The 24707-nt window shown below is 48.4% G+C and carries 27 protein-coding genes and 1 pseudogene; 18 read left to right on the top strand and 10 right to left on the bottom strand.

All coding sequences use genetic code 11. From position 1 onward, the window contains the following. Positions 1-47 precede the first annotated feature (47 nt). From ACZ6J2_RS03350 to ACZ6J2_RS03315, 8 genes are all read left to right on the top strand, one after another. Positions 48-764 (top strand): YnfC family lipoprotein, encoded by a 717-nt coding sequence (locus ACZ6J2_RS03350; protein WP_471724792.1) that lies wholly within the window; start codon positions 48-50, stop codon positions 762-764. Between the two features lie 53 nt (positions 765-817). Next, positions 818-4003: a TipJ family phage tail tip protein gene (locus ACZ6J2_RS03345; protein ID WP_471724791.1), complete on the top strand. Its 3186-nt coding sequence runs from the start codon at positions 818-820 to the stop codon at positions 4001-4003. Continuing rightward, positions 4003-4305 (top strand): hypothetical protein, encoded by a 303-nt coding sequence (locus ACZ6J2_RS03340; RefSeq protein ID WP_063440020.1) that lies wholly within the window; start codon positions 4003-4005, stop codon positions 4303-4305. Before ACZ6J2_RS03345 ends, ACZ6J2_RS03340 begins: the two co-directional genes overlap by 1 nt. After that, positions 4305-4982 (top strand): hypothetical protein, encoded by a 678-nt coding sequence (locus ACZ6J2_RS03335; RefSeq protein ID WP_126328656.1) that lies wholly within the window; start codon positions 4305-4307, stop codon positions 4980-4982. Before ACZ6J2_RS03340 ends, ACZ6J2_RS03335 begins: the two co-directional genes overlap by 1 nt. A 104-nt stretch (positions 4983-5086) precedes the next feature. Continuing rightward, the gene (gene cor / locus ACZ6J2_RS03330; protein WP_471724790.1) at positions 5087-5326 is read left to right on the top strand and encodes a phage exclusion lipoprotein Cor; all 240 of its coding nucleotides are present in this window, start codon (positions 5087-5089) and stop codon (positions 5324-5326) included. Positions 5327-5382: 56 nt separating this feature from the next. Beyond that, positions 5383-6666: a tail fiber domain-containing protein gene (locus ACZ6J2_RS03325; protein WP_126328654.1), complete on the top strand. Its 1284-nt coding sequence runs from the start codon at positions 5383-5385 to the stop codon at positions 6664-6666. 172 nt (positions 6667-6838) lie between these two features. After that, on the top strand, positions 6839-7258 hold the full coding sequence (locus ACZ6J2_RS03320) for a translesion error-prone DNA polymerase V autoproteolytic subunit (RefSeq protein ID WP_471724789.1): 420 nt from the start codon (positions 6839-6841) through the stop codon (positions 7256-7258). Positions 7259-7260: 2 nt separating this feature from the next. Continuing rightward, positions 7261-8529, top strand: a complete 1269-nt coding sequence (locus ACZ6J2_RS03315; protein ID WP_126328653.1) for a Y-family DNA polymerase — start codon at positions 7261-7263, stop codon at positions 8527-8529. Between the two features lie 376 nt (positions 8530-8905). Here ACZ6J2_RS03315 and ACZ6J2_RS03310 read toward each other — a convergent pair whose 3' ends face one another. After that, the gene (locus tag ACZ6J2_RS03310; RefSeq protein WP_126328652.1) at positions 8906-9244 is read right to left on the bottom strand and encodes a hypothetical protein; all 339 of its coding nucleotides are present in this window, start codon (positions 9242-9244) and stop codon (positions 8906-8908) included. A gap of 173 nt (positions 9245-9417) precedes the next feature. After that, positions 9418-9645, bottom strand: a complete 228-nt coding sequence (locus ACZ6J2_RS03305; protein ID WP_025910815.1) for a hypothetical protein — start codon at positions 9643-9645, stop codon at positions 9418-9420. A 148-nt stretch (positions 9646-9793) separates the two neighbouring features. On the opposite strand from ACZ6J2_RS03305, the gene ACZ6J2_RS03300 reads away from it, so the two are divergent. Continuing rightward, entirely contained in the window at positions 9794-9958 is a 165-nt protein-coding gene (locus tag ACZ6J2_RS03300) for a YnfU family zinc-binding protein (RefSeq protein ID WP_213758942.1), read from the top strand. A 240-nt stretch (positions 9959-10198) separates the two neighbouring features. Here ACZ6J2_RS03300 and ACZ6J2_RS03295 read toward each other — a convergent pair whose 3' ends face one another. Beyond that, positions 10199-10417 (bottom strand): cold shock domain-containing protein, encoded by a 219-nt coding sequence (locus tag ACZ6J2_RS03295; protein ID WP_126328651.1) that lies wholly within the window; start codon positions 10415-10417, stop codon positions 10199-10201. 288 nt (positions 10418-10705) lie between these two features. Between ACZ6J2_RS03295 and cspF the strand changes: the two genes are divergently transcribed. After that, positions 10706-10918, top strand: coding sequence for a cold shock-like protein CspF (gene cspF, locus ACZ6J2_RS03290; RefSeq protein ID WP_274239531.1), 213 nt, complete (start codon positions 10706-10708; stop codon positions 10916-10918). Between the two features lie 51 nt (positions 10919-10969). Here cspF and ACZ6J2_RS03285 read toward each other — a convergent pair whose 3' ends face one another. The 3 genes and pseudogenes from ACZ6J2_RS03285 to ACZ6J2_RS03275 all read right to left on the bottom strand — a co-directional run bounded on the left by ACZ6J2_RS03285 (position 10970) and on the right by ACZ6J2_RS03275 (position 12596). Continuing rightward, the gene (locus ACZ6J2_RS03285) at positions 10970-11644 is read right to left on the bottom strand and encodes an SOS response-associated peptidase (RefSeq protein ID WP_023344259.1); all 675 of its coding nucleotides are present in this window, start codon (positions 11642-11644) and stop codon (positions 10970-10972) included. A gap of 313 nt (positions 11645-11957) precedes the next feature. Further along, positions 11958-12029, bottom strand: a pseudogene (locus ACZ6J2_RS03280) (hypothetical protein); the annotation flags it as partial. A 156-nt stretch (positions 12030-12185) separates the two neighbouring features. Then, positions 12186-12596: an ASCH domain-containing protein gene (locus ACZ6J2_RS03275; RefSeq protein ID WP_471724788.1), complete on the bottom strand. Its 411-nt coding sequence runs from the start codon at positions 12594-12596 to the stop codon at positions 12186-12188. Between the two features lie 680 nt (positions 12597-13276). Between ACZ6J2_RS03275 and ACZ6J2_RS03270 the strand changes: the two genes are divergently transcribed. The 7 genes from ACZ6J2_RS03270 to ACZ6J2_RS03240 all read left to right on the top strand — a co-directional run bounded on the left by ACZ6J2_RS03270 (position 13277) and on the right by ACZ6J2_RS03240 (position 18359). Further along, the gene (locus tag ACZ6J2_RS03270; RefSeq protein WP_471724787.1) at positions 13277-14800 is read left to right on the top strand and encodes an EAL domain-containing protein; all 1524 of its coding nucleotides are present in this window, start codon (positions 13277-13279) and stop codon (positions 14798-14800) included. 496 nt (positions 14801-15296) lie between these two features. Continuing rightward, the gene (locus ACZ6J2_RS03265) at positions 15297-15641 is read left to right on the top strand and encodes a DUF1294 domain-containing protein (protein WP_064672627.1); all 345 of its coding nucleotides are present in this window, start codon (positions 15297-15299) and stop codon (positions 15639-15641) included. A gap of 143 nt (positions 15642-15784) precedes the next feature. After that, positions 15785-16234, top strand: a complete 450-nt coding sequence (locus ACZ6J2_RS03260) for a hypothetical protein (RefSeq protein ID WP_471724786.1) — start codon at positions 15785-15787, stop codon at positions 16232-16234. A 258-nt stretch (positions 16235-16492) separates the two neighbouring features. Next, complete coding sequence (locus tag ACZ6J2_RS03255; protein WP_471724785.1) at positions 16493-17524, top strand: methyltransferase; 1032 nt, start codon at positions 16493-16495, stop codon at positions 17522-17524. Between the two features lie 65 nt (positions 17525-17589). Then, positions 17590-17787, top strand: coding sequence for a hypothetical protein (locus tag ACZ6J2_RS03250; protein ID WP_023616678.1), 198 nt, complete (start codon positions 17590-17592; stop codon positions 17785-17787). 3 nt (positions 17788-17790) lie between these two features. Then, positions 17791-18213, top strand: coding sequence for a GFA family protein (locus ACZ6J2_RS03245; RefSeq protein WP_471724784.1), 423 nt, complete (start codon positions 17791-17793; stop codon positions 18211-18213). A gap of 68 nt (positions 18214-18281) precedes the next feature. Further along, positions 18282-18359, top strand: a complete 78-nt coding sequence (locus ACZ6J2_RS03240; RefSeq protein ID WP_223239581.1) for a hypothetical protein — start codon at positions 18282-18284, stop codon at positions 18357-18359. A gap of 61 nt (positions 18360-18420) precedes the next feature. Here the strand turns inward: ACZ6J2_RS03240 and ACZ6J2_RS03235 are convergent, their stop codons facing one another. The 3 genes from ACZ6J2_RS03235 to nifJ form a co-directional block, all read right to left on the bottom strand. Next, positions 18421-18546, bottom strand: coding sequence for a hypothetical protein (locus tag ACZ6J2_RS03235; protein ID WP_471724783.1), 126 nt, complete (start codon positions 18544-18546; stop codon positions 18421-18423). A 148-nt stretch (positions 18547-18694) separates the two neighbouring features. Beyond that, the gene (gene ompC / locus ACZ6J2_RS03230) at positions 18695-19804 is read right to left on the bottom strand and encodes a porin OmpC (RefSeq protein ID WP_471724781.1); all 1110 of its coding nucleotides are present in this window, start codon (positions 19802-19804) and stop codon (positions 18695-18697) included. Positions 19805-20193: 389 nt separating this feature from the next. Then, positions 20194-23718: a pyruvate:ferredoxin (flavodoxin) oxidoreductase gene (gene nifJ / locus ACZ6J2_RS03225; protein ID WP_471724780.1), complete on the bottom strand. Its 3525-nt coding sequence runs from the start codon at positions 23716-23718 to the stop codon at positions 20194-20196. A gap of 271 nt (positions 23719-23989) precedes the next feature. Here nifJ and ACZ6J2_RS03220 point away from each other — a divergent pair, with 271 nt between their 5' ends. Then, positions 23990-24256 carry a putative hemolysin gene (locus tag ACZ6J2_RS03220; protein ID WP_023312003.1) on the top strand — a complete coding sequence of 89 codons (267 nt, stop codon included), beginning with the start codon at positions 23990-23992 and terminating at the stop codon, positions 24254-24256. Here ACZ6J2_RS03220 and hslJ read toward each other — a convergent pair whose 3' ends face one another. After that, positions 24257-24694: a heat shock protein HslJ gene (hslJ, locus tag ACZ6J2_RS03215; protein WP_471724779.1), complete on the bottom strand. Its 438-nt coding sequence runs from the start codon at positions 24692-24694 to the stop codon at positions 24257-24259. Between the last annotated feature and the right edge of the window lie 13 nt (positions 24695-24707).

The following is a 24707-nucleotide window of genomic DNA, read 5'->3' as shown; positions in this document are numbered from 1 at the left end:
TGTAATGGGCTTACTTAATATGTGGTAACTTGAGCTTAGATTCAAAAATGAAAAAAATATCTACTCTTTTCCTTTGTACTTCCTTATTTTCAGGCATGGCTTTAGCTGATAACCATTACATACCTCTCCTCTATAATTTATCTACTATTTTTGATTTCAATCCAGTTAAAGGAGCTGTCAAATCATTAGATACTAATCTTGAAGAAAATGGTAAGGTCACTTATAAAATCTCCATCAGACTAGCTAAGAATGGTTGTGTCGAAAGCTTAGATCTTGATAACGTTTCGTCTGGTCATGAAACAAATCTAAAAAATAGTAATGGAAGTCTTGTTGGCCAAAGAGATGGTAAGCCTTTCTCTATACAGCTCGATGAAAAATGTAATATTTTGACTCAAAATGAAAATGGTGACGAGTTGCGATATAGTCTTTACTCGAATGGCTTAATTAAAGACACCTATTATTTGGGTAAGAAAATATCTGAGCATTTTTATGATGATAATTCTAATTTGATACGTTCTGAGTTTTATGGTTCTGGTAAGGTCCTCTCTAAAAACGAAATATCTTATGTTGATAAAGACAGGAAGCCTCTTGATTATAAAATTATAAACACATCAGTTTACTCGGAAGGTTATACAGCAACGAATACTTGTCATTATAGCGAAAAGCTTGTTCCTGAAATATGTAAAGTAACAATGCAGAGCGCAGGGAATCCTGTGCCGAAGCCAGTACCAATGACAGCGAATACGAAAGTTGAATTCTACTAGATTAAACACATTTCAATAAGCCACCTCCGGGTGGCTTTTTTTATGGGCGCAATATGGCTATAGCAACCGCTATTAAAGGCCGCAAGGGCGGCAGTTCAAGCTCAAGAACTCCTACAGAACAGCCAGACGATCTGCAGTCAGTAGCCAAGGCAAAAATCCTTCTCGCGCTGGGAGAGGGGGAGTTTGCTGGTGGCCTTACTGCGCGCGATATTTATCTTGATGGCACCGCACTTGAGAACGCAGATGGTTCACAGAACTTCAGCGGTGTGGCGTGGGAGTTTCGTTCTGGAACTCAGGCGCAAAAATACATTCAAGGGATCCCGGGTACCGAAAATGAAATCAATGTAGGTTCCGAAGTTTCCAGCTCTACAGCGTGGACGCGCACGTTTACCAACACGCAGCTTTCAGCTGTTCGCCTGCGTCTAAAATGGCCCTCGCTTTTCAAACAGGAGGACGACGGCGATCTGGTCGGTTACTCGGTTAATTATGCGATTGACCTGCAGACGGACGGCGGCACATGGCAGACGGTACTCAATACCAGCGTGACCGGCAAAACGACATCAGGTTACGAACGCAGCCACCGTATCGATTTACCTCAGGCTGGCAGCACCTGGACAATCCGACTGCGTAAGATTACCTCTGATGCAAACAGCGCGAAGATCGGCGACACGATGACGCTGCAAAGCTTCACAGAAGTAATCGACGCCAAACTGCGCTATCCGAATACCGCGCTACTGTACATCGAATTTGATTCGAGCCAGTTCAATGGCTCGATACCGCAAATATCCTGCGAGCCTCGCGGACGTGTTATCCGTGTGCCCGATAACTATGACCCAGAAACACGAACGTACAGCGGCATCTGGACGGGCGCTTTTAAGTGGGCATGGACAGATAACCCTGCGTGGATATTTTACGATCTGGTGGTCACTGACCGCTTCGGCCTTGGTAATCGGCTAACGGCAGCCAATATCGACAAATGGACGCTTTATCAGGTCGCTCAATATTGTGATCAACCGGTACCGGATGGTAAGGGTGGTAGCGGAACTGAACCTCGTTACACCTGCAACGTATACATTCAGGATCGAAATGACGCTTACACCGTCCTGCGTGACTTCGCCGCCATTTTTCGAGGCATGACCTACTGGGGAGACGATCAGATTGTTGCCCTTGCGGACATGCCCAGAGATGTCGATTTTACCTACACGCATGCTAACGTTGTCGACGGCAAATTCGTATATTCCAGCAGCACAACCAAAAGTCGCTACACAAACGCTCTTGTATCCTGGTCTGATCCGGCAAATGGCTATGCTGATGCAATGGAGCCCGTCTTCGAGCAGGCGCTGGTGGCGCGCTATGGTTTCAACCAGCTTGAGATCACCGCCATCGGGTGCACCCGACAGTCTGAGGCAAACAGGAAAGGGCGCTGGGGGATCCTGACCAACAATAAAGACAGGGTTGTAACGTTTGACGTTGGTCTGGACGGCAATATTCCTCAGCCGGGCTACATAATTGCTGTTTCTGATCGCAATCTCTCTGGTCGAGATTTAGGCGGTCGATTATCCGCGGTTAATGGTCGTGTACTCAAACTTGACCGGGTACCAAGTGCTAAGGTCGGCGACAGGATAATGGTAAACCTACCGTCGGGTGTTACCCAATTCCGGACGATTCAGTCCCTGTCAGGTGAAATGGTTACCGTGACATCCGCCTTTAGTGAACTTCCGCAGGCTGAGGCTGTATGGGTTATTGAATCTAATGAACTTTATGCGCAGCAGTACAGGGTAATTAGTGTCACCGATAATAATGACGGGACATATACCATCACGGGGGCAAATCACGATCCGGATAAATATGCCCGTATCGATACAGGTGCCGTTATAGATCAGCGGCCGGTGAGTGTCATTCCTCCGGGTAACCAGTCGCCGCCAGCCAACATCGCGATCAGCTCGTTTTCGGTGGTTCAGCAAAATATCAGCGTCGAAACCATGCGTGTAAGCTGGGACCAGGCACAAAATGCCATCGCCTATGAGGCGCAATGGCGCCGCAATGATGGGAACTGGGTTAACGTGCCGCGCAGCTCTACCACGTCATTCGACGTCCCGGGGATTTACGCCGGACTGTACCTGGTGCGCGTGCGAGCTATCAACGCAGCGGAAATTTCTTCCGGGTGGGGATATTCAGAAGAGAAGACGTTGACCGGCAAAGTGGGCAATCCGCCCAAGCCAGTGGGCTTTATGGCTACGGCCATCAACTGGGGTATTCGTCTGAACTGGGGGTTCCCGGGAAACACCGGCGATACCCTCAAAACAGAAATCCAGTACACGACCAACAGCGACTTTTCCGATCCGTTGCTGCTATCGGACGTACCTTATCCATCTGCTGAATATACCCAGCTCGGGCTGAAAGCCGGGCAGGAATTCTGGTATCGCGCGCAGTTGGTTGATAGAACGGGTAACGAGTCCGGCTATACCGACTGGATCAGGGGAATGTCTAACGATAATGCTGATGATTATCTGGGTGAAATCGCAGACGATTTCCTTAACTCGGCCGACGGCGACCGCTTGACCAGCGATATTGATACCAATCTTGAAGCTGCAATGCAGAACGCGCTGGCCAACCACGGAACAGTTGAACATCAATGGGCGCAATACGGAGAGGTACGCGCCGATATCCTGGTTGTGAAAACGACTATTGCTGAGGTGGATAGGGCAATGGCCGAAATGTCGACACAGGTGCAGGCGCAGATCGACAACGTCACCGCTTCCCTGGAAGACAAGCTCACAGCCGTTGTCGATGCCTCCGGTGCTTCGGCAATATACACCCTCAAAACAGGTGTGAGGATAAACGGGGTGATTTACAACGCCGGGATGTCGATTGCTGTGCTTGCTGAGGCCGGGAAACCGGTAATAACTAGGGTTGGCTTTAACGCTAATCAGTTCGTGCTGATGAGTGGCAGTGGTGATACCCAGTATTCACCGTTCGCAGTGGTTAATGGTCAGGTCTTTATTAGCTCAGCGTTTATTCAGGATGGCACGATCACCAATGCTAAAATTGGCAACTTCATCCAGTCCAACAATTACGTACCAGGGCAGTCCGGGTGGAAACTGGACAAAGGCGGTACCTGGGAAAACTACGGCAGCGATGGGCAGGGCGCAAGAAAGACCACGAACGTTACTGACAGCATCAGGGATGCGAATGGTGTCCTCCGCGTACAGATTGGTAAACTTACAGGAGTATTTTAATGACGTGGGGCATTCAGACATGGGATGCCAATGGCAATCCGAACAATTATGGTATTAAGCCAGTTTCAGTGGTCGGACGTATTCAACTTTCTGAGGGGCAAAACTCTGGAAGCTGGTCGTTTACCATTCCGGCAGGTATGAAGGTCGGATTTGTCGTTTCTCTGGATAAGGGGGCGGTCTCGGTAGGGCGCAGTATCGTCGCCAGCGGAAATACGATAACTCTTGGCGCGGCAAACAGCGTTGGGATTGGAAACTATCCAGCCTCTGAATGTGAGCTCGTAGTTTTTGTGGAGAAAGCATAATGGCAGATTATGGCGCACTGATAGCTCTGGATAATGGAAATCCCTTTATTACGCCTCAGTCCACGCCATTTTGTCTCTACAGGAGGGTAGTGGTTAACTCAGTAGCAAGCGGGGCATATCACGGTGCATCTGCAACAATAGCTCTGGACGTTTCTTATCCGGCGATGGTTTTTTGCAAAACGAGTGATACTGCTCAGCCTACTGTGGTTACTGCAGCCAGATCAGGAGGAAATATTCTTGTTGGATCAAGCAATGCCTATGGACAGGCACATACATTAACGGCTTACATCTTTGCTATTTATCCTCAGACATTGCCAAAATGGGGATTTGCTATCTGGGATGCCACCGGGAAGTTGGTTCTGACAAACGAGAGTCGGATATTGAGTGACCTTGTGACTGTTGGGACGCCTGGAGCTACGACAGGTGGAATTAATATTGACGTCACTCTGCCTGGTAGTTATGCGGTGGCACCCGCTATTCTTGGCTCCCAGATCATCCAGAACAATAACACTAAACCACCCACTATTGTGAATATTACAGCCTACTCTGGATGTCGGTTTAATGGTTCATCAACCAGAATTAATGCCGCGCCCTCGACAACGGCTACCGGTTCTGCTGCGGGTGGGACAACGACTGGAATAGCTTTGACGGCTATCAACACCGCCGCCTATGATTGATCGTTTTAAGCGATCAAATTCACTTAATTGATCTGTTATATCTATTTTATATTTCAGTACCGCTGCGTTAGTTTTCACTTAATAAAAAGTAATCAAGGTGTGAAATGACGAAAATAATGTTAGCGATGGCATTTTGCCTGTTTCTTTCTGCTTGCTCTGGTTCAGTTCTGCAAAAGCAAAAGCCATTATGCGAGGCAGAAGCACTTATTGGAGGTCAGGTTCTGTCGGTACAGATTTACGATGTGCGCAAAGTAGCCAGTCAGACAGAATATAGGGCAGGCTACCCCTTCAATTGGCGATGGGTGAGCAAAAATAACTTCACCAGGTCGACCTGTTCAAAGTGAACAAAACAAGAACCCGCTTCGGCGGGTTTTTTATTATCTGCACTCAGGAGTCTTTTATGTCGGCAGGTACCCTCACCCTGACAAATGGATCCGCTATTGTTGGCGGTTCCGGAACCTCTTTTACTACCGAACTTGCCGCAGGTGACTTCATTGTCTCTACTGTGGGCGGCGTTCCGTACACGTTACCAGTAAAAACGGTAGATAGTGATACCCAACTGATACTGGTCAGCAACTTTACCGGGCCAACGCAATCTGGCGCGGCCTGGTCAGCGGTCCCGCGCGTGGCGCTGAACATGGTCACTGCTGCGCTGGTGGCGCAAAGTGCTGAAGCGCTGCGTGGACTGAATTACGACAAACAGAACTGGCAAAGTATTTTTTCTGGAACCGGAAATGTAACGGTAACCCTGCCAGATGGCACAACATGGACGGGCCCAGCCTGGAATAGCATTACCACATCACTTTCAGGCAAGGCGGCAAAAGGTGCAAACCGCGACATCACCTCTCTCAGCGGACTTACGACAGCGCTATCTGTAGAACAGGGCGGTACCGGTTCGACAACGGTATCAGGCGCTCGCACAAACCTCGGTTTAGGAAACAGCTCTACCAGGGATGTTGGAACAGCAGCGGGAACAGTGGCCGCTGGTAACGATTCACGATTAAATTCCGTCGATCAGAAAGCGGGTGGGAAAATCACGAGCCCAATTACAGTCCAGCCCGGCGTAGGCGGTAATCCCGGATTTGCCATCAGTTCAGGAGATAATGGTGGCGGTGGTTTGATGAATAACGGAATCAGCCTGATCGTTGCCAATGGGTATAACCCAAATACAGGAAATTATGTCAACATTCTTAGAGGAACCTGGTATACAGGGGAATGGACATTCGGGGGGGCCCGTGGCGGCGGGGCTAATTTTGATAACGTGACATTGGGCCTGAAAGGGTCTGATCAGGAAGGACTTGTTGCATGGGTATTCCATTCAAATGGCGCTGCGATAGGCAATTGGGTAACTTCTTCCGATGAGCGCATTAAAGAAAATATAACGGTAATAGCTGATCCGCTTATGAAAATGCAGCAGCTTCGAGGCGTTGAATGGGACCGCCTCGATACTCCTGCGCACGGGTATGGCTTCATAGCTCAGGAAGTCGAGAAGGTTTTTCCTGACGCAGTTAAATCATATGGAAAAACAACCTTACGAGATGGCTCAGAAATTGAGGATGTTAAATCAGTAGATACCTTCGGTGTGGCCGCCGCCCTTCACCATGAAGCAATCCTTGCTCTAATGGATGAAGTTAGTTGCATCAAAAGGCTAATCAAAGAACTGGATGTAGGGGCGTTGGATTAAAACTACTCAATTGGAGTTTGAATTGAATAATTTACAAAAGTCATAATTCGAAACGAGAGAGAAACTTAGAAACGAAACGGCGAAGCTTTAAGCAGTGAGGGTAGGGCCTGTATCTTGCGGACACTTACAAATAAAACTACTGTATATAAAAACAGTATTTGAGGTGTGTGCAATGGACTTCATCAGGCCAACAGAACTGCGAGAAATTTTCACTCTTCCGCTTTTCAGTGACTTAGTACAGTGTGGTTTCCCAAGCCCCGCGGCTGATTACGTGGAACAGCGCATCGATCTCAATGAGTTACTTGTTGCTCACCCGAGTTCCACATACTTCGTTAAAGCCGCGGGTGATTCAATGATCGAAGCGGGGATCAGCGACGGTGATCTGCTGGTGGTGGACAGCTCACGCACTGCTGAGCATGGTGACATTGTCATCGCCGCGGTGGAAGGGGAATTTACTGTTAAACGCCTGCAGTTACGCCCGACAGTACAACTCATCCCAATGAATAGCGCCTACAGTCCGATTGTTGTAGGCAGCGAAGATACGCTGGACGTTTTCGGCGTTGTTACTTTCATCGTCAAATCGGCGAGCTGAGTATGTTTGCGCTCTGTGACGTGAATTCGTTCTACGCATCATGCGAGACGGTGTTTCGTCCCGATTTGAAAGGGCGGCCAGTGGTTGTTCTTTCGAACAATGACGGCTGCGTAATCGCGCGCAGCGCCGAGGCCAAGGCGGCTGGAATTACGATGGGGGAGCCTTTCTTCAAGCAAAAGGACTTATTTCGGCGCGCTGGGGTTGTTTGCTTCAGCAGTAACTACGAGCTCTACGCTGATATGTCGAACCGGGTGATGACAACACTCGAAGAAATGAGCCCCAGAGTTGAAATTTACAGTATCGACGAAGCATTTTGCGACCTGACAGGTGTTCGCAACTGCCGGGACCTGACGGAATTTGGCAAAGAGATCCGCGCTACAGTTCTGAAGCGTACGCACCTGACTGTCGGGGTTGGTATTGCCCAGACAAAGACACTGGCCAAGCTCGCAAACCATGCCGCCAAAAAATGGCAGCGGCAAACGGGCGGGGTAGTGGACCTATCCAATCTCGATCGCCAGCGCCGACTGCTTGCTCTGGTTCCGGTGGAGGACGTGTGGGGCGTCGGCAGGCGTATAAGTAAGAAGCTTAACGCCATGGGCATCAAAACGGCTTTGGACCTCTCAGAACAAAGCACCTGGATTATCCGCAAACACTTTAACGTGGTACTCGAGCGAACGGTCAGGGAGCTGCGCGGCGAGCCATGCCTCGAGCTGGAGGAGTTTGCACCAGCTAAGCAGGAAATCGTCTGCAGCCGGTCTTTTGGTGAACGCGTCACAGAATATGAGCAGATGCGTCAGGCCATCTGCAGCTATGCGGCCCGTGGTGCTGAAAAGCTTCGTGGTGAGCACCAGTATTGCCGGTTTATCTCTGCGTTCGTGAAAACCTCTCCCTTTGCGCTTAACGAGCCGTATTACGGTAACAGTGCGTCCATGAAGTTTCTTACCCCCACTCAGGATTCACGCGACATCATTAACGCCGCGGTAAAGTGCCTGGACAAAATCTGGAAAGACGGACACCGTTACCAGAAAGCCGGCATTATGCTGGGTGACTTCTTTAGCCATGGTGTGGCCCAGCTCAACTTGTTCGACGAGAACGCGCCGCGTGCTGGTAGCGATAGGTTGATGGAAGTTCTGGATTATCTGAACGCAAAAGATGGAAAGGGAACGCTTTATTTTGCCGGGCAGGGCATACAGCAGCAATGGCAGATGAAACGGGATATGTTATCTCCACGATATACTACGAGGTATTCAGACCTAATAAAAGTTAGATGATTCTTTAAACGGTATATTCATTCGAACCTAATTATCGGCTATGAGTATTAAGATTAATATGTCTACTACTATGCTTTTGTAATGTAAATAAGCCCCTGCAATTATACAGGGGCTTATGGGTATGATGCCGGGTGCCTCCCGGTGAGTCATTGAGCTAACCACTCGTGACTCGCTGCTTCAGAAATTCACGATGAGCCGCTTGATATACAAATCATCAGGTTAGTTAGCCCTGCCGCTGAGGAGGATTCATCATTAAACCGAATGTAACAGCAATGCTTAGCAAATGATACAAAATTTACTGATGTGCCTCATGATTTTCTTTCGCAGTTTTCACGGTCACGGTATTTTCAGATGGTGAAGGTTAAAATATCGATGTTCATTTTTTTACTTTAAGTCTTGAAACAAAGGTTAAGGTTTTATCTTCTGGGCAAATCATTAGAAAAATTGCTGTGGGAGACTCTTCTAAACGTGTAATTCCATGCAGCATCTGGTAGAGTCTTTTTTTTAGTTTTTCCGCTCCATCTTTTTCAGACTCCCACTCTAAAACTGCCTGACCCTCTGAACCAATGAATGCATGGGATGGAAGTTTAACGCCTCGGTTTGACTTACTTGAATAGTTTCGGTCATGCAAGAGACCTAAGATAAGAGGGTTGATATTATTATCTGAGAATGGGGCTTCAATAACTATTAATACTGTGTAATATAGAATTTTCATGGAGGCCTTATGGTTTCTTCAGCAATAAAGTCATATTGCCATGGTGTTGGATGTAAATGTCTTAATTATAAATGTTTGTGTGGGGGTAAAAAAAAGCCTGCGTTAAGCAGGCTATAATAATTAAACGTAGTTATAATAATGATTTCATGAACGTTGGCGTTGAATCCCTTGCGTCAAAGATACTTCTGCGCCGCATCTAATATTTCCTGAGAGGTAAGCTCTCGATCTGATGCCACATAGACCACTTCATGGTCACCTGTTAAAGAGGGAAAACCTGCTGACATTATCTGAAGGTTTATCACTTCTCCATTAGGATATTCTTCGCGTATTGATGTCACACCTTTAAGCACAGTGATAACTTTACTTGGCTTACCATTAAAAAAAATGATTACTTTTTTCATATATCACCATGTATTTTGAGGGCTTTTAGCCCCTGCAGGTGTTCGAAAGGGGGCTGTTTGTTCATTTTTTTTGCCTCTATCGAAATTAAAACAAGCATTATACTGACTTAACGTGTACTGTAACGGTCCATTTCAACTGGAGAAATCTATGTCAGCACGTAAAAACACTCAATTCCGCCGAAATTATTTAGTAAAATGTCCTTGTCCAAACTGCTCAAAAGATTCCGAACATAGTTACAATCGTGTACAAAAGGGGGCTCAATTGGTGTGCCCATACTGCTGTGCTTTATTCAAATCTCCCCAGCGCTTCTAAGAAAATTAAAAAAATAAGAAGTGATGCTTTTAGAGGCTGCCTAACCTCTTACGCACTTTAATATTTTATAAGCAGTTAGCTTCTGCTTTGAGACTGTTCATGCAGCAGTCCTGCATTTCATCACATCGGTCAGCAAACTTGATGGTAAGTAAATATGCTGGCCTGTTGTAATGATGTGCGTAACCGAACAATCACCTTCCACTGATAAAGTCATGCTGGCTTAAGTAAACCATCTAAAAATTATCTATCGCAAAGTGTTACCTTGGCAGCGATTGGACCTTTAGTTCCAGCTATGATAGCGAATTTGACTTTTTGTCCTTCAAATAGAGTATTAAATTTTTCTCCCAGCAGGGAAGAAGTGTGAACAAGAACATCTTTACTTCCATCGAGTGGGGAGATAAAGCCAAACCCCTTATCTTCGTTAAACCACTTAACAAGGCCTATGATTTTAGATGACATACAAACTCCGTTTGAACATTTCAAACTGACAAGCAAGCTCATGATAAGAAACGTATGCTGGTATATGTTTGGACTCAAGAGGAGGAGGTATCAGAGATAACACCTGGTTATGAGAACGGCTTTTGGAAAAGTTAGATTCATCATCGCAACGAATCAGTCAAACCATTAAGGCACGTGCTGAATGATTAAGCAAATTTTATTTTAGCCTTCCAGAAGGCCAATAAAATAGGATTAGCTATTATTAACCAATCCTGTATAGTCAAATCTGGATTGCCATTAGGAAAATATTTGTCTCGTAAAATGACAGGAATTGTCAAAAGTTTTGACTTCAAGAGCGGAAAGGGATTGATTATCCCATCAGATGGCAGAAAAGATGTTTTTTTACATATTTCTGCATTAAGTAATAATGAAAGCCAAACGTTAAAACCTGGCGTTCGTGTTGAATTTTATCGTATAAATGGGCTTAGTGGCCCGATGGCTGCAAATATATTTCTTTCTTAAAGTGAGATAAAATTGAACCAAATATAAAGTACACATCAAAAGTACATCAGATTATATATCTATTTGTTCTATCAATTTTCTCCCCTGATTTTTTACATTTCCTACTTCACGGGTCACAGCATGCCAGATAAACATCTCAGCTGGTACAGAGCCGTCAGATACAATCTCTTCCGCTTCTTTCCCTCCAACGTCCTGGCGCATCCATTCCCGGGCCGCTTCAGGCGATAGGACCAGGGGCCGGCGGTCGTGAATATCCACTAAGCCTTTGTCAGCGGCAGACGTTACTATCAGAAAACCTTCTGCCTCATCGCCTCGCTCGAACGGTGTGCTGCCGATCGCCGCCATAAAAATCGGCTGACCGTCTGCCCGATGGATAAAATAAGGCTGTTTCTTGTCACCTTCTTTCTTCCATTCGAACCATCCATCTGCAAAGCAGATCGCCCGGCCATGTTGCCACAGAGGTTTAAACATTCTGCTTGCGGCCGCGGTTTCGACGCGAGCGTTAATCAGTGGCGGCTTATCCCACCATCCGGGCGCATAACCCCAGAAAACCGGATCAAGATGCAGCTGCTCGTCGCGTTCGCTCAACAGCAGCACTTTGGTGCCGGGCGCGACGTTGTATCGGCCAATAGGTTCAGGGTCGTATGCGATGTCGCGATCAGCTTCATCGGACAGGTAAGCCAGGTATTCTTCACGCGTTTGAGCTTGTGCAAAACGTCCACACATAGAAACCTCCAGCCAGATGTCAGACTTAAAGTATAGGGCAGGGAGAAGAAGGGGGGCGCGCTGGCTAAAGTTAGGGGCAAATTTAGGGGCAAAAATGCGAAATAGGGGCAAAAAAAGGACACAAAAAATGTAGTTCTGGGTAGCTTTAGGGAGAAGTTATTATGCTATAACTAATTGAATTAAATTATAAATTAAATGACATCAATGGGTTGGCAAAATCAGCGTAGCTTATTCAGGTTGTATTGCTCTTTTTTGTTAATCTCTTGATTCTGTTGCATTTAGTACTACCTTCGGAGCCAGCAGGGGCAAATATTGTATGCCGCGTATGGTACGGATTCCGGCGGCGAATACCAGCACGTTTTACAGCTGCGTTAAATCTGGAGCCCTATAATGATTCACATCATGCAGGCTTAAGGGTAATGGCTAGTGATGCCGGGGTGATGCGTTATATCGACAAGGGTAGCTTTAAAAAGCCTGACAAACCTGGGAGGGCATCAGAAGGGTGCAGGCTCGCTGGGATAAGTATCACTTTTATCTCAGCTTACAGCACCTCAACCAATTCAAATTCTTCCGCGATCAGTTCCATATCTTCAGAAAAATGGCCTTCGCGGAAGAAAAATCGCTGATGCTCTTTCTGCCAGTATTCAAGGCTTAAATCGCCTTCACCCTCTTTGCGAGCGAATTCTTCATTTACATCGCAAAAACGCACCAGCCGCATTGAAACCAGCCGGATCACACAGACCGGGACATTCTGGCCATCAAGAATTATGTTGTAGCTCCCCATCCGCGGAGCAGACACATCCTGCGCGTACGAGGCAAAAGATCCGCAGGTGGCCGTTTTGATTCCTTTTTTAATCAGCTCCGCAAGCACGCTCGCCAGTTCCGGGCCGTCACCCATTTGCCAGGCCACTGCGCCTGGGTACTTCATTTTTAATTCTTCAACCTGAACCATTCAAATCCCTTCTTAACTCTTAACCAAAAGAATCGGAATAGCGGTTTTAGCATAAACCTCCTCGACTGTAGAAGCATAGTCGCCTTTCCTTGCATTTTTAGTTCAGGTGGGAAGGAAAACAAAGCGTTGCGCGTATTGTCCTGGTAAATATATCCTTACGAGGTTATCTGTGTGGTGAATCTGCTGTCTGCAGCCAGGCGCGTGGCTTTGAATATCAGTAACGAGTCACCTGGATGCAACCAGCACCACGCTTTTTCTTAAAATTTTATCCCATTGGAAGGGTTTAACGTGTTCAAGCTTATTTCATCTCTACTGGCAATTTTCCAGCTGTCAGGCTGTAGCTCCGATCTGGTTCTCAGTCCACCTAAGCAACCCGAATACAAGTCAATGCCTGAAATAACCCAGTCTGTGACGCCAACGCAACAGCGTGCCATCATGGCCGGCGAGCGGCCAGACTGGTCAGAAAGAACCCCGATCAATACAATAAAGCGATATTAATAGATACTTATCCACCAGGGCTGCCGTTCGGCGGCCTTTTGTTTCCCCTGAATCTGGTTTACGAGAACTTTTCTGACGCCTGTCATGGTATTTATTACGTTATCAACCATGCTTAAGACGATGACAATTCAATCACTTCAGCATCGTTGAAGCGGCTACTTCACTTAAATCGAGAACCCTAAATGCGCCATGCATCTATCCCCGTAGCTGCAGCCACGACTATGTTTTTGCTCGGCGTTTTTATCATTAATTTACAGGTTTGGTATTCTGCACGGGCCGATAGCCTGGCAGAGGCGCATTACGTCGTGCGGAACATGAATGTTATTCTTAAAGAAGCTCGTCATGCGACTGAGATGGCAATGCAACTTGCCGAGAATGAGTGTGATGCTGAAGGGCAATATCGGCTGGGCACCGAGGCGGCATTACAGCCTCACCTGAGAACGATCGTTATTCTGAAAAATGATGCGGTCTGGTGCTCCTCGTTACCGGGAAACCGCGTATTGTTGGTCAACAGCTCAGTGCTGCCTGAGTCATCATTGCTCCTCGTCCCTTCGGCCAGTACCGTCAACGGTCTTCCGGTTCTCTTATATCAGACAATTCACGCCGGAAGCCGAATCATCGTTAGCATCAGCGATAGCCATATCCGTGATGCGCTGGATATGCCATTAAATGGCGTTGAATATTCCCTGAGAGTAGGCAATACGCTTTTAGGTCTGACAGGCGATGTGACGACGGCAGACCCTACGAATAAAGAGGTATTAACGGTAAAAGCCTCTACTTATCCTTTCTCGGTACAATTCAACTCTCCACCTCTTTTTAGCCTTAAGAGATTATTCAATCGAGCCGGAGGCGTGGTGTTATTCCTGCTGATAATATCGTCTCTCTCTGCTTATATTCTTCAACGCTATATTTCTAAGGATGTCTCACCCGAAGAGTCACTGCGCATCGCCATTTACAGAAATGAAATTATTCCGTATTACCAACCCGTTGTGAGCGGCAAAGAGGGAACCTTACGGGGTGTGGAGGTGCTGGCCAGATGGAAGCATCCTCAATCAGGGTTTATTTCCCCCGCATCCTTCATTCCTCTTGCGGAGAAATCCGGTTTAATTATTCCTTTGACTCAAAGCTTAATGAGGCAGGTTGCAATACATATGAATGCTATTGCGACATTGCTGCCGGAAGGGTTTCACGTAGGGATTAACTTCAGCGCTTCTCATATCGTTGCGCCCACCTTTGTTGAAGAGTGTCTCCACTACAAGCGCAGCTTCACTCAACAGGATCTTAACCTCGTCGTTGAGGTGACGGAGCGTGAACCACTCGACATTGATGAACATCTCGTTAATACATTGAATGAGCTACATAACAACGGATTTGCCATTGCGCTGGATGACTTTGGTACGGGTTATTCCGGTCTGTCCTATCTGCAGGATCTGCATATTGATTACATTAAAATCGACCAGAGCTTTGTTGCCAGGGTTAACGCGAATGAGGACTCAACGCTAATCCTTGATTCGGTACTGGAGTTGGCCAAAAAACTCTCAATTAGCATCGTGGCGGAAGGCGTTGAAACAGAAGAGCAGCTCGATTACCTCACTCGCAATCATATCCGGTTTTTACAGGGTTTTTTCTTTTACAAACCTCTTCCTTTCAAGGAACTGGTCAAAGTTCTCTTGTCGAAGCCAAAAGTTAAGGTCAGGGTGGAATAATGTTTATTCGGTTGTTTCTGAGAAAATAAAAAGGGGGGACATCATCCCCCAAAAATGCAGACCATTATTGTTTTAACCACGGGAATATTTTGTTATGCATTGACCGGATGGTCAAATTAATTGTTTTCAACATTGTTTTGGGTGTTCTTAAACGAATGGATGACTTTGAATATTAGCTGGCTAACGTTTAATTTGACTTTAATCAATATTGTCGCGCCCTCTTTAGATTGATGGATGCAATGATTATTGTTTTGTTAAAACAATGCGCTTACGCTGTGTTTTCGACGTAAGATGTTTCAGGTTAATTTTTTAAGAAAAAAATGCTAGCGGTCAACGCATAATGAAATAATGCTTACTTATTACCGCAGTTTAAATGTTAACCAGTAAAGGCCCGGGGCGCAGTTTGCATTTTAGAATAGCCGTCTCACTCTGAGATTTTCGTCAGTTAACGTATAATGCGTCATCCAAAACTGCTAAACACCCCGTGGCTCGTGCTATGACCCTTAATCGCTTTTGTTATTTACTCCTGATTATCGCTGCGATCGGCAGCCTTCTTGCTACCCATTCTCTGGTCATGTGGTTTCTGGCGATCAACGTGATGACGTTGTTCATGTATGGCGCCGATAAAATGGCGGCGCGGAAGGGGATGCGCAGGGTTCCGGAAGCGACATTGCTGGTATTTGGCGTGACAGGTGGCTGGCCTGGCGCCATTGTCGGCCAACAACTCTTTCGCCATAAAACCCAAAAGCAGCCCTTCAAAAGCTACTTTTTCATCAGCGTCGTCGTCAGCATCGCCATGATGGCGGCCGTTTATCATTTTTCTTCTTATTCTCTTTTATGAGCGTTGGCAGGGACTGCTGACGGTAAGGCATATCTTTAATTTACTCCTCCGTCACTGTCAATAGTAGTAGGACTATTCTTAAGTGGTTGCTGTTTTTTGCACAATCTGAATAATACGTGCAACAACACGGACGACAACATCCCATGAAAATAGAATCTCTTATTCTGGCAGTGCTGGTGCTCTTTTCTGCGCCTTCCTGGTCTGCTTTTCAGGAGCGGGAATATAATACCTGGTATATAAAAAATGCGGTCCTTTATGATATGACGCAGACCTCGGAAGGTTTCCCGGTCATGGTGAGTGTCTCCCAGCCAGGAAGAAAATCCGCTAATTTACTGGTGTCCTATATTACTGAAGGCCGTTGCGGTGAGAAAAACCTGCCGCTAAATGTGAATGGTAAAGTACTGCCCGCCAAATATTATTGCGTTCAGGTAGGACTGAGCAGAATTGAACATTTTTCCGTGGTTGATGCGGACAGCGTCAATGGCATGGTGACGCATTTAAAATCTGACTTCACGATCCTCCTGCAAAACGATATCAAGATTTGGGCTGCAAACATCAAAACGCCAAAGTTTGGACTGACGCCGAGATTTTAAATATGAAATGTCATGTCTCATGGCAGGCATTTTTCTCATCAAAGCAATTATTTACACAATAATAGTGTCACTATGTTACTAATCAAAATAAAGAGTAAGTGGCCCTGTTTTTTTACATATTTAAAGAGATTGTATGCTAAACGGTACGAAACCGCATAAATAATCCTTTCTGAAATTATGGATAAAGCTCACTACCAGACTTACGCTTGCTAGCGAATTTAAGTTGTTCAGCGCATCTTTACTGGTAAGGAGCAGAAAATGTCACAACGTAATAGTCTGGATTTGCTAAGCCGTAAAGAAGGAATGTGTTTGTTAGAGCAAAGCATGGGTTTTGTCTGGCAGGCAGCACTTCGGGCTGTCGCGGTATTAGGCGTTGCAGATCTTCTGGTTGAAGGAAAGAAATCCGTTAAGCAGCTGGCGAAGGAGCTTAATGTCGATGGCGACTATCTTCATCGAATCATGCGCTTATTGTCTTCGCGTGGGGTGTTCAACGAATTATCCGAAACGGAATACGGTCTTAGCCATTCAGCTCAATTCCTGCGTTCCGATCATGAATTTTCCTTACGGGCGGCAGTTCTCATGTTGACAGACCAAACATTCTGGCAGCCAGCGGCTAGAATGGATGAAATATTGCAAGGCAAACCTGTTTTTAATTCATTGTTTGGAAAGCCTTTTTACGATTACTGGCAGCATGATGACACGGTGACGGGAAGCAACATTTTTCATGCCGGTATGGCCTCTATGTCATCCGTAGAGAATGAGGTCATTGCAGATAGCTATTCGTTCCCTCAAAACGCTGTCGTTGCCGATATCGCCGGTGGGTTGGGTAACTTATTGCTGACCGTTTTACGTCGAAATCCGACCTTAACGGGGATCCTTTTCGATCAAAAAGACGTGCTTGAGCGAAATCGACTGCACCTGTTAAAGGATAATCGTCGATGGGAGACCATTGAGGGCAGCTTTTTTGAAGCCTGTCCTGTAGCGGACATTTACCTGCTTAAATACATTTTGATGGACTGGCCTGATGAGAAGGCCATTCAGATCCTTCAATGCTGCAGAACGGCTATGAAAGATAACTCCCGATTATTAATTTTTGAACCGCTTATTAAAAAAGAAAATAATCAGCAGGGACGATTTGAAATTGACCTTCTTCTGTTAACAAGCTTTGATGGCGGGCGGGCAAGAACAGAGCCTGAGTATCAGGTCTTGTTTGAACAGACCAGTTTGAAGCTGAACAAAATAATAGATACCGGTTCCTATCTGTCGATTTTAGAAGTCATACCTGTCTGAACTTGTCCGTCATTCCGTTTTACCGTATTCCTGCTAAGCTTGTTGGTTGGACCAGGAGCGTAAGCATGATGAACAAAGATGAACAAACCGGATTAGTGGGGCTGGCGATTGGGGCCGCCGTTATTGGGCTAGTTTCAGCGCAGAAACCGATCCATCGCAACAGCATTGTCGATGAACTGGTCAGGCTCGGCAGGCAAAAAGGCGATGGCGTAGAAGATGAGGTTTTCGTTAAGGCTGCCGAGTTGGTGAGAAAAGGGGTATAGCCCATGGCTGAAAAACGAAATGCGAAGTGCCATTGCGGCGCGGTGGCGTTCACCGTTGAGCTCACTGATGGACTCAATACCGCACGGCGCTGCAGCTGTTCCTTTTGTCGTATGCGGGGCGCGGTCGTTGTCTCTGCGCCGTTGTCAGGGATTAAGGTGACCAAAGGTGAAGATAAGCTCACCGAGTACCGCTTTAACACGGGAACGGCACGGCATTTCTTCTGCTCGGTGTGCGGGATTTACACGTTCCATCAGCGGCGTTCTAACCCAAACGAATATGGCGTTAATGTCGCCTGTTTTGAAAACGTTTCACCTTTTGATTTTCCAGAGGTGAAGGTGATGGACGGCGTTAACCATCCTATGGATGGGGGAAGTGGGGTATTTGGTTATCTCTCTTTTCGCGAGAAAGGGGAAAAGCAGGCATGATTGCCGCCTGGCCACGCTTTTACTCCTCCGGCTATAGTAGGCAGTGGGTAACTGAAACAGGAGAAACTATGCTCTGTGTTGAAAAAGACGATCCGCGTGAGGCCCCTGAATCAGGTGATAAAAAGCCTCAACCTGTGAAAAAATAACGCGACATACGCGTTTACCCGCCACCGGCACTGCTGGTGGCTTTTTATTTCCAGGGAATAGTTAACTGCCATCCAGATGGTTTAGCAGCGTGCCGAGATGCCCGACAATATCACCAAAATCAAAAATTAACGCCATCCACAGCAATGCTAAAAGGGTAAGTAAGGCAAGGGATACACGACCAAACAACGCTGTTATCCTTAGTGACGAAAGGGCTATCACCGCAGTTTAACCAGCTTACTTTCAACTTTCCCTCAACCAACCCCTTTCTTAAACTGCCTTTTGTGACGAACTTCAAAAAACAAGCGAGCCCGCATAATTATGCGGGCTCTGACAATCAGAACTGGTAAACCAGACCTAATGCGACGACATCATCCGTGCCAATGCCGTTGTTTTTGTAGAAGCTGTCATCTTCATCCAGCAGGTTGATTTTATAATCAACGTAGGTGGACATGTTTTTATTGAAGTAGTAGGTCGCGCCTACGTCAGCGTATTTAACCAGATCCTGGTCGCCCTGACCGTTGCCCAGGTCCTTACCTTTCGACTGCAGGTAGGAAAGGGACGGACGCAGGCCAAAGTCGAACTGGTACTGCGCGGTCACTTCGAAGTTCTGGGTTTTGTTCGCCACGGCGTCGGTATTATCACCATACGGTGTCATATTGCGGGTTTCAGAATACATTGCCGCCAGATAGATGTTATTGGCGTCATACTTCAGGCCCGCCGTCCAGGCATCCGCTTTGTCTCCACCCGCAGTGGTATTCATGACCTGCTCGTTGGTGCGGTCAGAAGAGGTATACGCGGCACCCGCAGTAATCCCCATGCCGAAGTCATAGGTTGTGGAGATACCAAAGCCGTCACCGTTCTCGTGACGTGTGTCGCGACCGTTGTTGGTGCCTTCCTGGTTGTTGCTGGCGTCTTCATTTTTGCCCTGGTACTGCAGCGCAAAGTTCAGGCCCTGCACCAGACCGTAGAAGTCGGTGTTACGGTAGGTTGCCACGCCGTTTGCGCGGCCGGTCATGAAGTTGTCGGCTTTGGTGTAGGAGTCGCCACCGAACTCAGGCAGCATATCGGTCCAGCCTTCCACGTCGTACAGGACACCGTAGTTACGACCGTAATCGAAGGAGCCGTAGTCACCCACTTTTACACCGGCGAAGGCCAGACGCGTCCAGGACTGATTATCAGACCCTTCCGTGTTATTAGCCTGAATGTTGTATTCCCACTGCGCATAGCCGGTCATCGTGTTGTTGATCTGCGTTTCACCCTTGAAACCCAGACGCATATAGGTTTGATCCCCGTCAGCGCCTTTATTATCTGAAAAGTAGTGCAGACCATCTACTTTTCCGTACAGATCTAATTTGTTACCGTCTTTATTATAAATTTCTGCTGCATGTGCAGAACCAGCCATTAACAGAGCCGGAATCATCAGAGCCAGTACTTTTCTTTGCATTGTGATATTCCTTTGCAGTTGTTTTTATTTAATTACCTGTTGAACTTTCAGAATGAGAAAGTTGTCTCATGCTAAATTACTCTCGTGTAAGAGTAATAAAATATAATTGTTACGAACTAAGTAAAATCTAAACCGAATAAATCAGCGGAAATGGTCATTGGTTTGATGAATGATTTGAAAGTAACTATATTAAATTGAAATTATTAATCAGGGGTTAACTAAGGTAATCTAACCGGCGTTATATGCCTGTAAGATGATTCATCCATAATTAACGTGAATGCTATTAAGGAAACTAAATAGATATTCAATGATTATCTGGATTCGCCCGGTGCTAATACGCCGGGCTTTTTTTATGGCAAAAAAATGCCCGGACAAGCCGGGCAGGGGAACTAGTCGCTGGTCGGTTTTTCGGCTTTACCCGCCATCTGCGCCAGGAAGTCATAGCGTTTTTGCAGATCAGCAGCGGCATCTTTCCAGAGCTGTTCAGCCACTTCCGGCTGCTGGGCGTTAAGGCGACGGAATCGCTGTTCCTGCATTAACGTCTCGGCCAGGGCATCCGAAGGCGGACGCGAATCCAGCGCAAGCGGTAATTTACCCTCGTTAGCACGACGCGGGTCGAACCGGTACAGCGGCCAGAAGCCGGTCGCGGTCAGCTGGCGCATCTGGTCGTGGCTGAGGGCCAGATCGTAGCCATGCTCTTCGCAAGGGCTGTAGGCAATGATCAGCGACGGGCCAGGATACGCTTCCGCTTCCTGAATCGCTTTCACCGTCTGGTTAAGCTGGGCTCCCAGCGAGATTTGCGCGACGTAAACGTGACCGTACATCATCATGCTCACGCCGAGATCTTTGCGCGCCTTGCGTTTACCGTGTTCGCCGAATTTCGTTACCGCGCCTAACGGCGTGGCTTTCGACGCCTGGCCGCCGGTATTGGAATAACACTGCGTATCCAGAACCAGGATGTTGACGTTTTCGGTCAGGCTCAACACGTGATCCAGCCCGCCAAAGCCGATATCGTAAGCCCAGCCGTCGCCGCCAATGAGCCAGATTGATTTTTCGACCAGGGCGTCAGCGTCGGTCAGCAACTGTTCAGCTCCCGCCACGCCCTGCAGCGCGCGGCGCAGCTCAGCAACCTGCTCACGGCGTTCTTCTGGCGTCGCGTCCGCATGAAGCGCGTCATTGAGCTCAGCGGGGATCTGCCCGGCAAACTGCTCCAGCAGGCGCATCACGCGCGCGCGGTGCTGGTCGACGGTCAGGCGGAAGCCCAGGCCGAATTCGGCGTTGTCCTCGAATAGCGAGTTTGCCCACGCCGGACCGCGCCCATTCGCGTCGGTGGTGTACGGCGTAGAAGGCAAATTGCCCCCGTAGATGGATGAACAGCCGGTTGCGTTGGCAATCAGCATCCGGTCACCGTACAGCTGGGTAAGCAGCTTGATATACGGCGTCTCACCGCAGCCGGAGCAGGCGCCAGAGTACTCAAACAGCGGCGTAATCAGCTGTGAGGTACGAATATCAATACGTTCCAGTTTGCTGCGATCGATTTCCGGAAGATTCAGGAAGAAGTCATAGTTGACCTTCTCCTCTTCAACGTGCTCCAGACGCGACATCATATTGATGGCTTTGATCTCCGGATCCTGCCTGTCTTTCGCCGGACAGACCTCGACGCACAGGTTACAGCCGGTGCAATCTTCCGGCGCGACCTGCAGAACGTATTTCTGTCCGCGCATATCGCGAGATTTCACATCCAGCGAATGCAGGCTGGCCGGCGCGGCTTCCATCTCTTCCGGTGATACCACCTTGGCTCGAATGGCAGAGTGCGGGCAGGCCGCAACGCAGTGGTTGCACTGGGTACACAGCTCTTCTTTCCAGATGGGGATCGCTTCGGCAATGTTGCGTTTTTCCCAGCGCGTGGTGCCCATCGGCCAGGTGCCATCCGGCGGTAGCGCAGAGACGGGCAGGGCATCACCCAGACCGGCCAGCATCGCCGCCGTCACGGTCTTAACGAAATCAGGCGCCGCATCGGACACCACCGGAGGGCGGTTCGGGCTTGCGGCATTCACCGGCTGCAGCGGTACCTCAAACAGCGATTCGCGTGCCAGCGCCAGCGCCTGCCAGTTTCGCTCGACCAGCTCCTGGCCTTTGCTGCTGTAGCTTTTAGCAATCGCACCCTGCAGCTCCACCAGCGCGCTGTCGCCCGGCAGAATATTGGTCAGATGGAAGAAGGCCATCTGCATAACGGTATTAATACGCGCAGCCAGGCCACATTCGCGGGCAATTTTCGCGGCGTTGACCACGTAGAAACGGGCTTTTTTCTGGTTCAGCACCGCCTGAACTTCCTGCGGCAGCCGCGCCCAGACTTCGTCCGCGCTGTACGGCGTATTGAGGAGGAAAATGCCGCCGGGCTTCAGGCGCTCGGCCATCTGGTATTTATCGATAAACTGCAGCTGGTGGCAGCCAACAAAATCGGCCTGAGAGATAAGATACGCGGAGCGGATGGGCTGCTCGCTCACGCGCAGGTGGGAAACGGTCAGGCCGCCTGCTTTTTTGGAGTCGTAGACGAAGTACCCCTGGGCGTACCACGGCGTGGAGTTACCGATGATTTTGATGTTGTTTTTGGTCGCGGAGACGCTGCCGTCGCTGCCCAGACCGTAGAACAGTGCCTCAAGTTTGGCGGTCGAGGGCAGGGTGTTTTCCGGCAACGACAGGGAAAGATTCGTCACATCATCATAAATGCCGACGGTAAAGCGCGGTTTGGGTTTCGCTTCGCTTAACTCGTTGAATACCGCCAGCACGCAGTCCGGCCCAAACTCCTTGGAGGACAAGCCATAGCGACCGCCAATCACGCGCGGCAGCGTTTCACGTTCGCCCTGATTAAAGGCTTCTGCCAGGGCGGTCATCACATCCAGATAGAGGGGTTCCGCCTGCGCGCCCGGCTCTTTGGTACGGTCGAGCACCGCCACAGCGCGCGCGCTTTCAGGCAGAGCCGAAAGCAAATGTTTGGCCGAGAACGGACGGTAGAGACGCACCTTAAGCACGCCAACTTTTTCACCGCGCGTCAGCAGCTCGTCAACCACCTCTTCACAGGTTCCAATGGCTGACCCCATCAGCACAATTACCCGTTCCGCCTGCGGATGGCCGTAGTACTCAAACGGTTTGTACTCTCGGCCGGTTGCGGCGGCAAAGTCATTCATTGCCTGTTCAACATGATCGTAAACCGCGTTGTACCAGGGGTTCGTGGCCTCGCGGGACTGGAAATAGGTATCCGGGTTCGCCGATGTCCCGCGAATAACCGGGTGTTCAGGATTAAGAGCCCGGGCGCGATGCGCGTCGATTTCCGCCTGCGGCAGCAGATTCAGGATAGTATCGTCGGCCAGCGGGACGATTTTGTTGATTTCGTGAGAGGTGCGGAAACCATCAAAGAAGTGAATAAACGGCACGCGGCTTTTAAGCGTGGCGATATGCGAAATTAAGGCAAAGTCCTGGGCTTCCTGAACGCTGCTGGCGCACAGCATCGCGCAGCCGGTCTGGCGCACGGCCATCACGTCAGAGTGATCGCCAAAGATAGAGAGCGCGTGGGTGGCAACGGTACGCGCGGCAACATGCAGTACGAAGGGCGTCAGCTGGCCGGCGAGTTTGTAAAGCGTAGGGATCATTAACAGCAATCCCTGTGAGGAGGTAAACGACGTGGAAAGCGCACCGGTCTGAAGCGCACCGTGTACCGTGGCAATCGCACCGGCTTCAGACTGCATTTCAACCACTCTCGGGACATCGCCCCAGACGTTTTTTAACCCGTTACCCGCCCAGGCATCCGCCTGCTCGGCCATGGTAGAACTTGGCGTAATCGGGTAGATGGCGATAACTTCACTGGTGCGAAACGCGACTGAGGCAACTGCACCATTACCGTCAATAGTTTGCATAGGACAACACCCTTACATTGCGCAAAAAATAGGGGTCTGTATTACGGCAACAAACCCTGAATATTATCTGTGTATTCTAGCAAACGAGGGATTTTACGATTTTCGCTTTTGTGTCCTTGGTATTCTTGCCATCAATGAGTAGATCAAACTTTTGGCGAAAAAATTGCGAGAAATTGTTTCCGAAGCGCATAAATACGCACTTCCGCTCTCGACGACACGGGATGTGATGCCTATTATGCATAGGTTTCGCATTATTCATGGGGGAGAGAGCATGCGCTCAGCATTTTGGGTAGGGTGTGCCGCGTTATTGTTGTCGGCATGTAGCAGTGAGCCAGTCCAGCAGGCAACGGCAGCCCACGTGGCGCCGGGAATGAAAGCGGCAATGTCCAGTTCAGGTCAGGCCAACTGCGCGATGATTGGCGGTTCGCTGTCTGTCGCCCGCCAGCTTGATGGTTCTGCTATTGGGATGTGCGCCTTGCCAAACGGCAAACGCTGTAGCGAACAGTCGCTTGCCGTTGGAAGCTGCGGTAACTACTGATTATTCTACACGCTTAAACATCAGCGTTTTATCGGCTGTTGCCAGCGTTAACTGGTCCTCAGTCAGGTCGACCTGCGCCCCTTTGCGCAGCATGTCGCCGATGGTCTGATCCAGCTCATTCAGCTGCGGCTCAGTACAGAGCTTGCGGGTCATGGCCAGCGTTTTAACCTTCAGCTCGCCTTCGGACAATTTTCCCTGTCCGTTGAAGCGGTTACACATCTGGCCAGAAACGCTGATGTTATTCACCAGACTCATATCTGGCAGCGCGCTAAAACCGATCTCAGGTTGCGTTGTCGCGTTCTTCACGGTCTTACCGTTGACGTTTTCCAGCACAAAGCGATGGTTTTTAAGTTGCTCCGGCTGTACGGAGGCTTTGCCCGGATTAACGCACCCGGTAAGGACAAGACTAATAACGCTTAACGCAATGAGCTTTTTCATTTTTCTTCTCAAA

The sequence above is a fragment of the Enterobacter sp. E14S genome (assembly GCF_055666685.1).
Note: the sequence above shows the minus strand (reverse complement) of the source record. Positions and strands in the feature narration are given on the sequence as shown.

Coding starts and splice junctions, on each gene's coding strand:
- ACZ6J2_RS03350 (WP_471724792.1), top strand. CDS start 48: ATGAAAAAAATATCTACTCTTTTCCTTTGTACTTCCTTATTTTCAGGC.
- ACZ6J2_RS03345 (WP_471724791.1), top strand. CDS start 818: ATGGCTATAGCAACCGCTATTAAAGGCCGCAAGGGCGGCAGTTCAAGC.
- ACZ6J2_RS03340 (WP_063440020.1), top strand. CDS start 4,003: ATGACGTGGGGCATTCAGACATGGGATGCCAATGGCAATCCGAACAAT.
- ACZ6J2_RS03335 (WP_126328656.1), top strand. CDS start 4,305: ATGGCAGATTATGGCGCACTGATAGCTCTGGATAATGGAAATCCCTTT.
- cor (WP_471724790.1), top strand. CDS start 5,087: ATGACGAAAATAATGTTAGCGATGGCATTTTGCCTGTTTCTTTCTGCT.
- ACZ6J2_RS03325 (WP_126328654.1), top strand. CDS start 5,383: ATGTCGGCAGGTACCCTCACCCTGACAAATGGATCCGCTATTGTTGGC.
- ACZ6J2_RS03320 (WP_471724789.1), top strand. CDS start 6,839: ATGGACTTCATCAGGCCAACAGAACTGCGAGAAATTTTCACTCTTCCG.
- ACZ6J2_RS03315 (WP_126328653.1), top strand. CDS start 7,261: ATGTTTGCGCTCTGTGACGTGAATTCGTTCTACGCATCATGCGAGACG.
- ACZ6J2_RS03310 (WP_126328652.1), bottom strand. CDS start 9,244: ATGAAAATTCTATATTACACAGTATTAATAGTTATTGAAGCCCCATTC.
- ACZ6J2_RS03305 (WP_025910815.1), bottom strand. CDS start 9,645: ATGAAAAAAGTAATCATTTTTTTTAATGGTAAGCCAAGTAAAGTTATC.
- ACZ6J2_RS03300 (WP_213758942.1), top strand. CDS start 9,794: ATGTCAGCACGTAAAAACACTCAATTCCGCCGAAATTATTTAGTAAAA.
- ACZ6J2_RS03295 (WP_126328651.1), bottom strand. CDS start 10,417: ATGTCATCTAAAATCATAGGCCTTGTTAAGTGGTTTAACGAAGATAAG.
- ACZ6J2_RS03285 (WP_023344259.1), bottom strand. CDS start 11,644: ATGTGTGGACGTTTTGCACAAGCTCAAACGCGTGAAGAATACCTGGCT.
- ACZ6J2_RS03275 (WP_471724788.1), bottom strand. CDS start 12,596: ATGGTTCAGGTTGAAGAATTAAAAATGAAGTACCCAGGCGCAGTGGCC.
- ACZ6J2_RS03270 (WP_471724787.1), top strand. CDS start 13,277: ATGCGCCATGCATCTATCCCCGTAGCTGCAGCCACGACTATGTTTTTG.
- ACZ6J2_RS03265 (WP_064672627.1), top strand. CDS start 15,297: ATGACCCTTAATCGCTTTTGTTATTTACTCCTGATTATCGCTGCGATC.
- ACZ6J2_RS03260 (WP_471724786.1), top strand. CDS start 15,785: ATGAAAATAGAATCTCTTATTCTGGCAGTGCTGGTGCTCTTTTCTGCG.
- ACZ6J2_RS03255 (WP_471724785.1), top strand. CDS start 16,493: ATGTCACAACGTAATAGTCTGGATTTGCTAAGCCGTAAAGAAGGAATG.
- ACZ6J2_RS03250 (WP_023616678.1), top strand. CDS start 17,590: ATGATGAACAAAGATGAACAAACCGGATTAGTGGGGCTGGCGATTGGG.
- ACZ6J2_RS03245 (WP_471724784.1), top strand. CDS start 17,791: ATGGCTGAAAAACGAAATGCGAAGTGCCATTGCGGCGCGGTGGCGTTC.
- ACZ6J2_RS03240 (WP_223239581.1), top strand. CDS start 18,282: ATGCTCTGTGTTGAAAAAGACGATCCGCGTGAGGCCCCTGAATCAGGT.
- ompC (WP_471724781.1), bottom strand. CDS start 19,804: ATGCAAAGAAAAGTACTGGCTCTGATGATTCCGGCTCTGTTAATGGCT.
- nifJ (WP_471724780.1), bottom strand. CDS start 23,718: ATGCAAACTATTGACGGTAATGGTGCAGTTGCCTCAGTCGCGTTTCGC.
- ACZ6J2_RS03220 (WP_023312003.1), top strand. CDS start 23,990: ATGCGCTCAGCATTTTGGGTAGGGTGTGCCGCGTTATTGTTGTCGGCA.
- hslJ (WP_471724779.1), bottom strand. CDS start 24,694: ATGAAAAAGCTCATTGCGTTAAGCGTTATTAGTCTTGTCCTTACCGGG.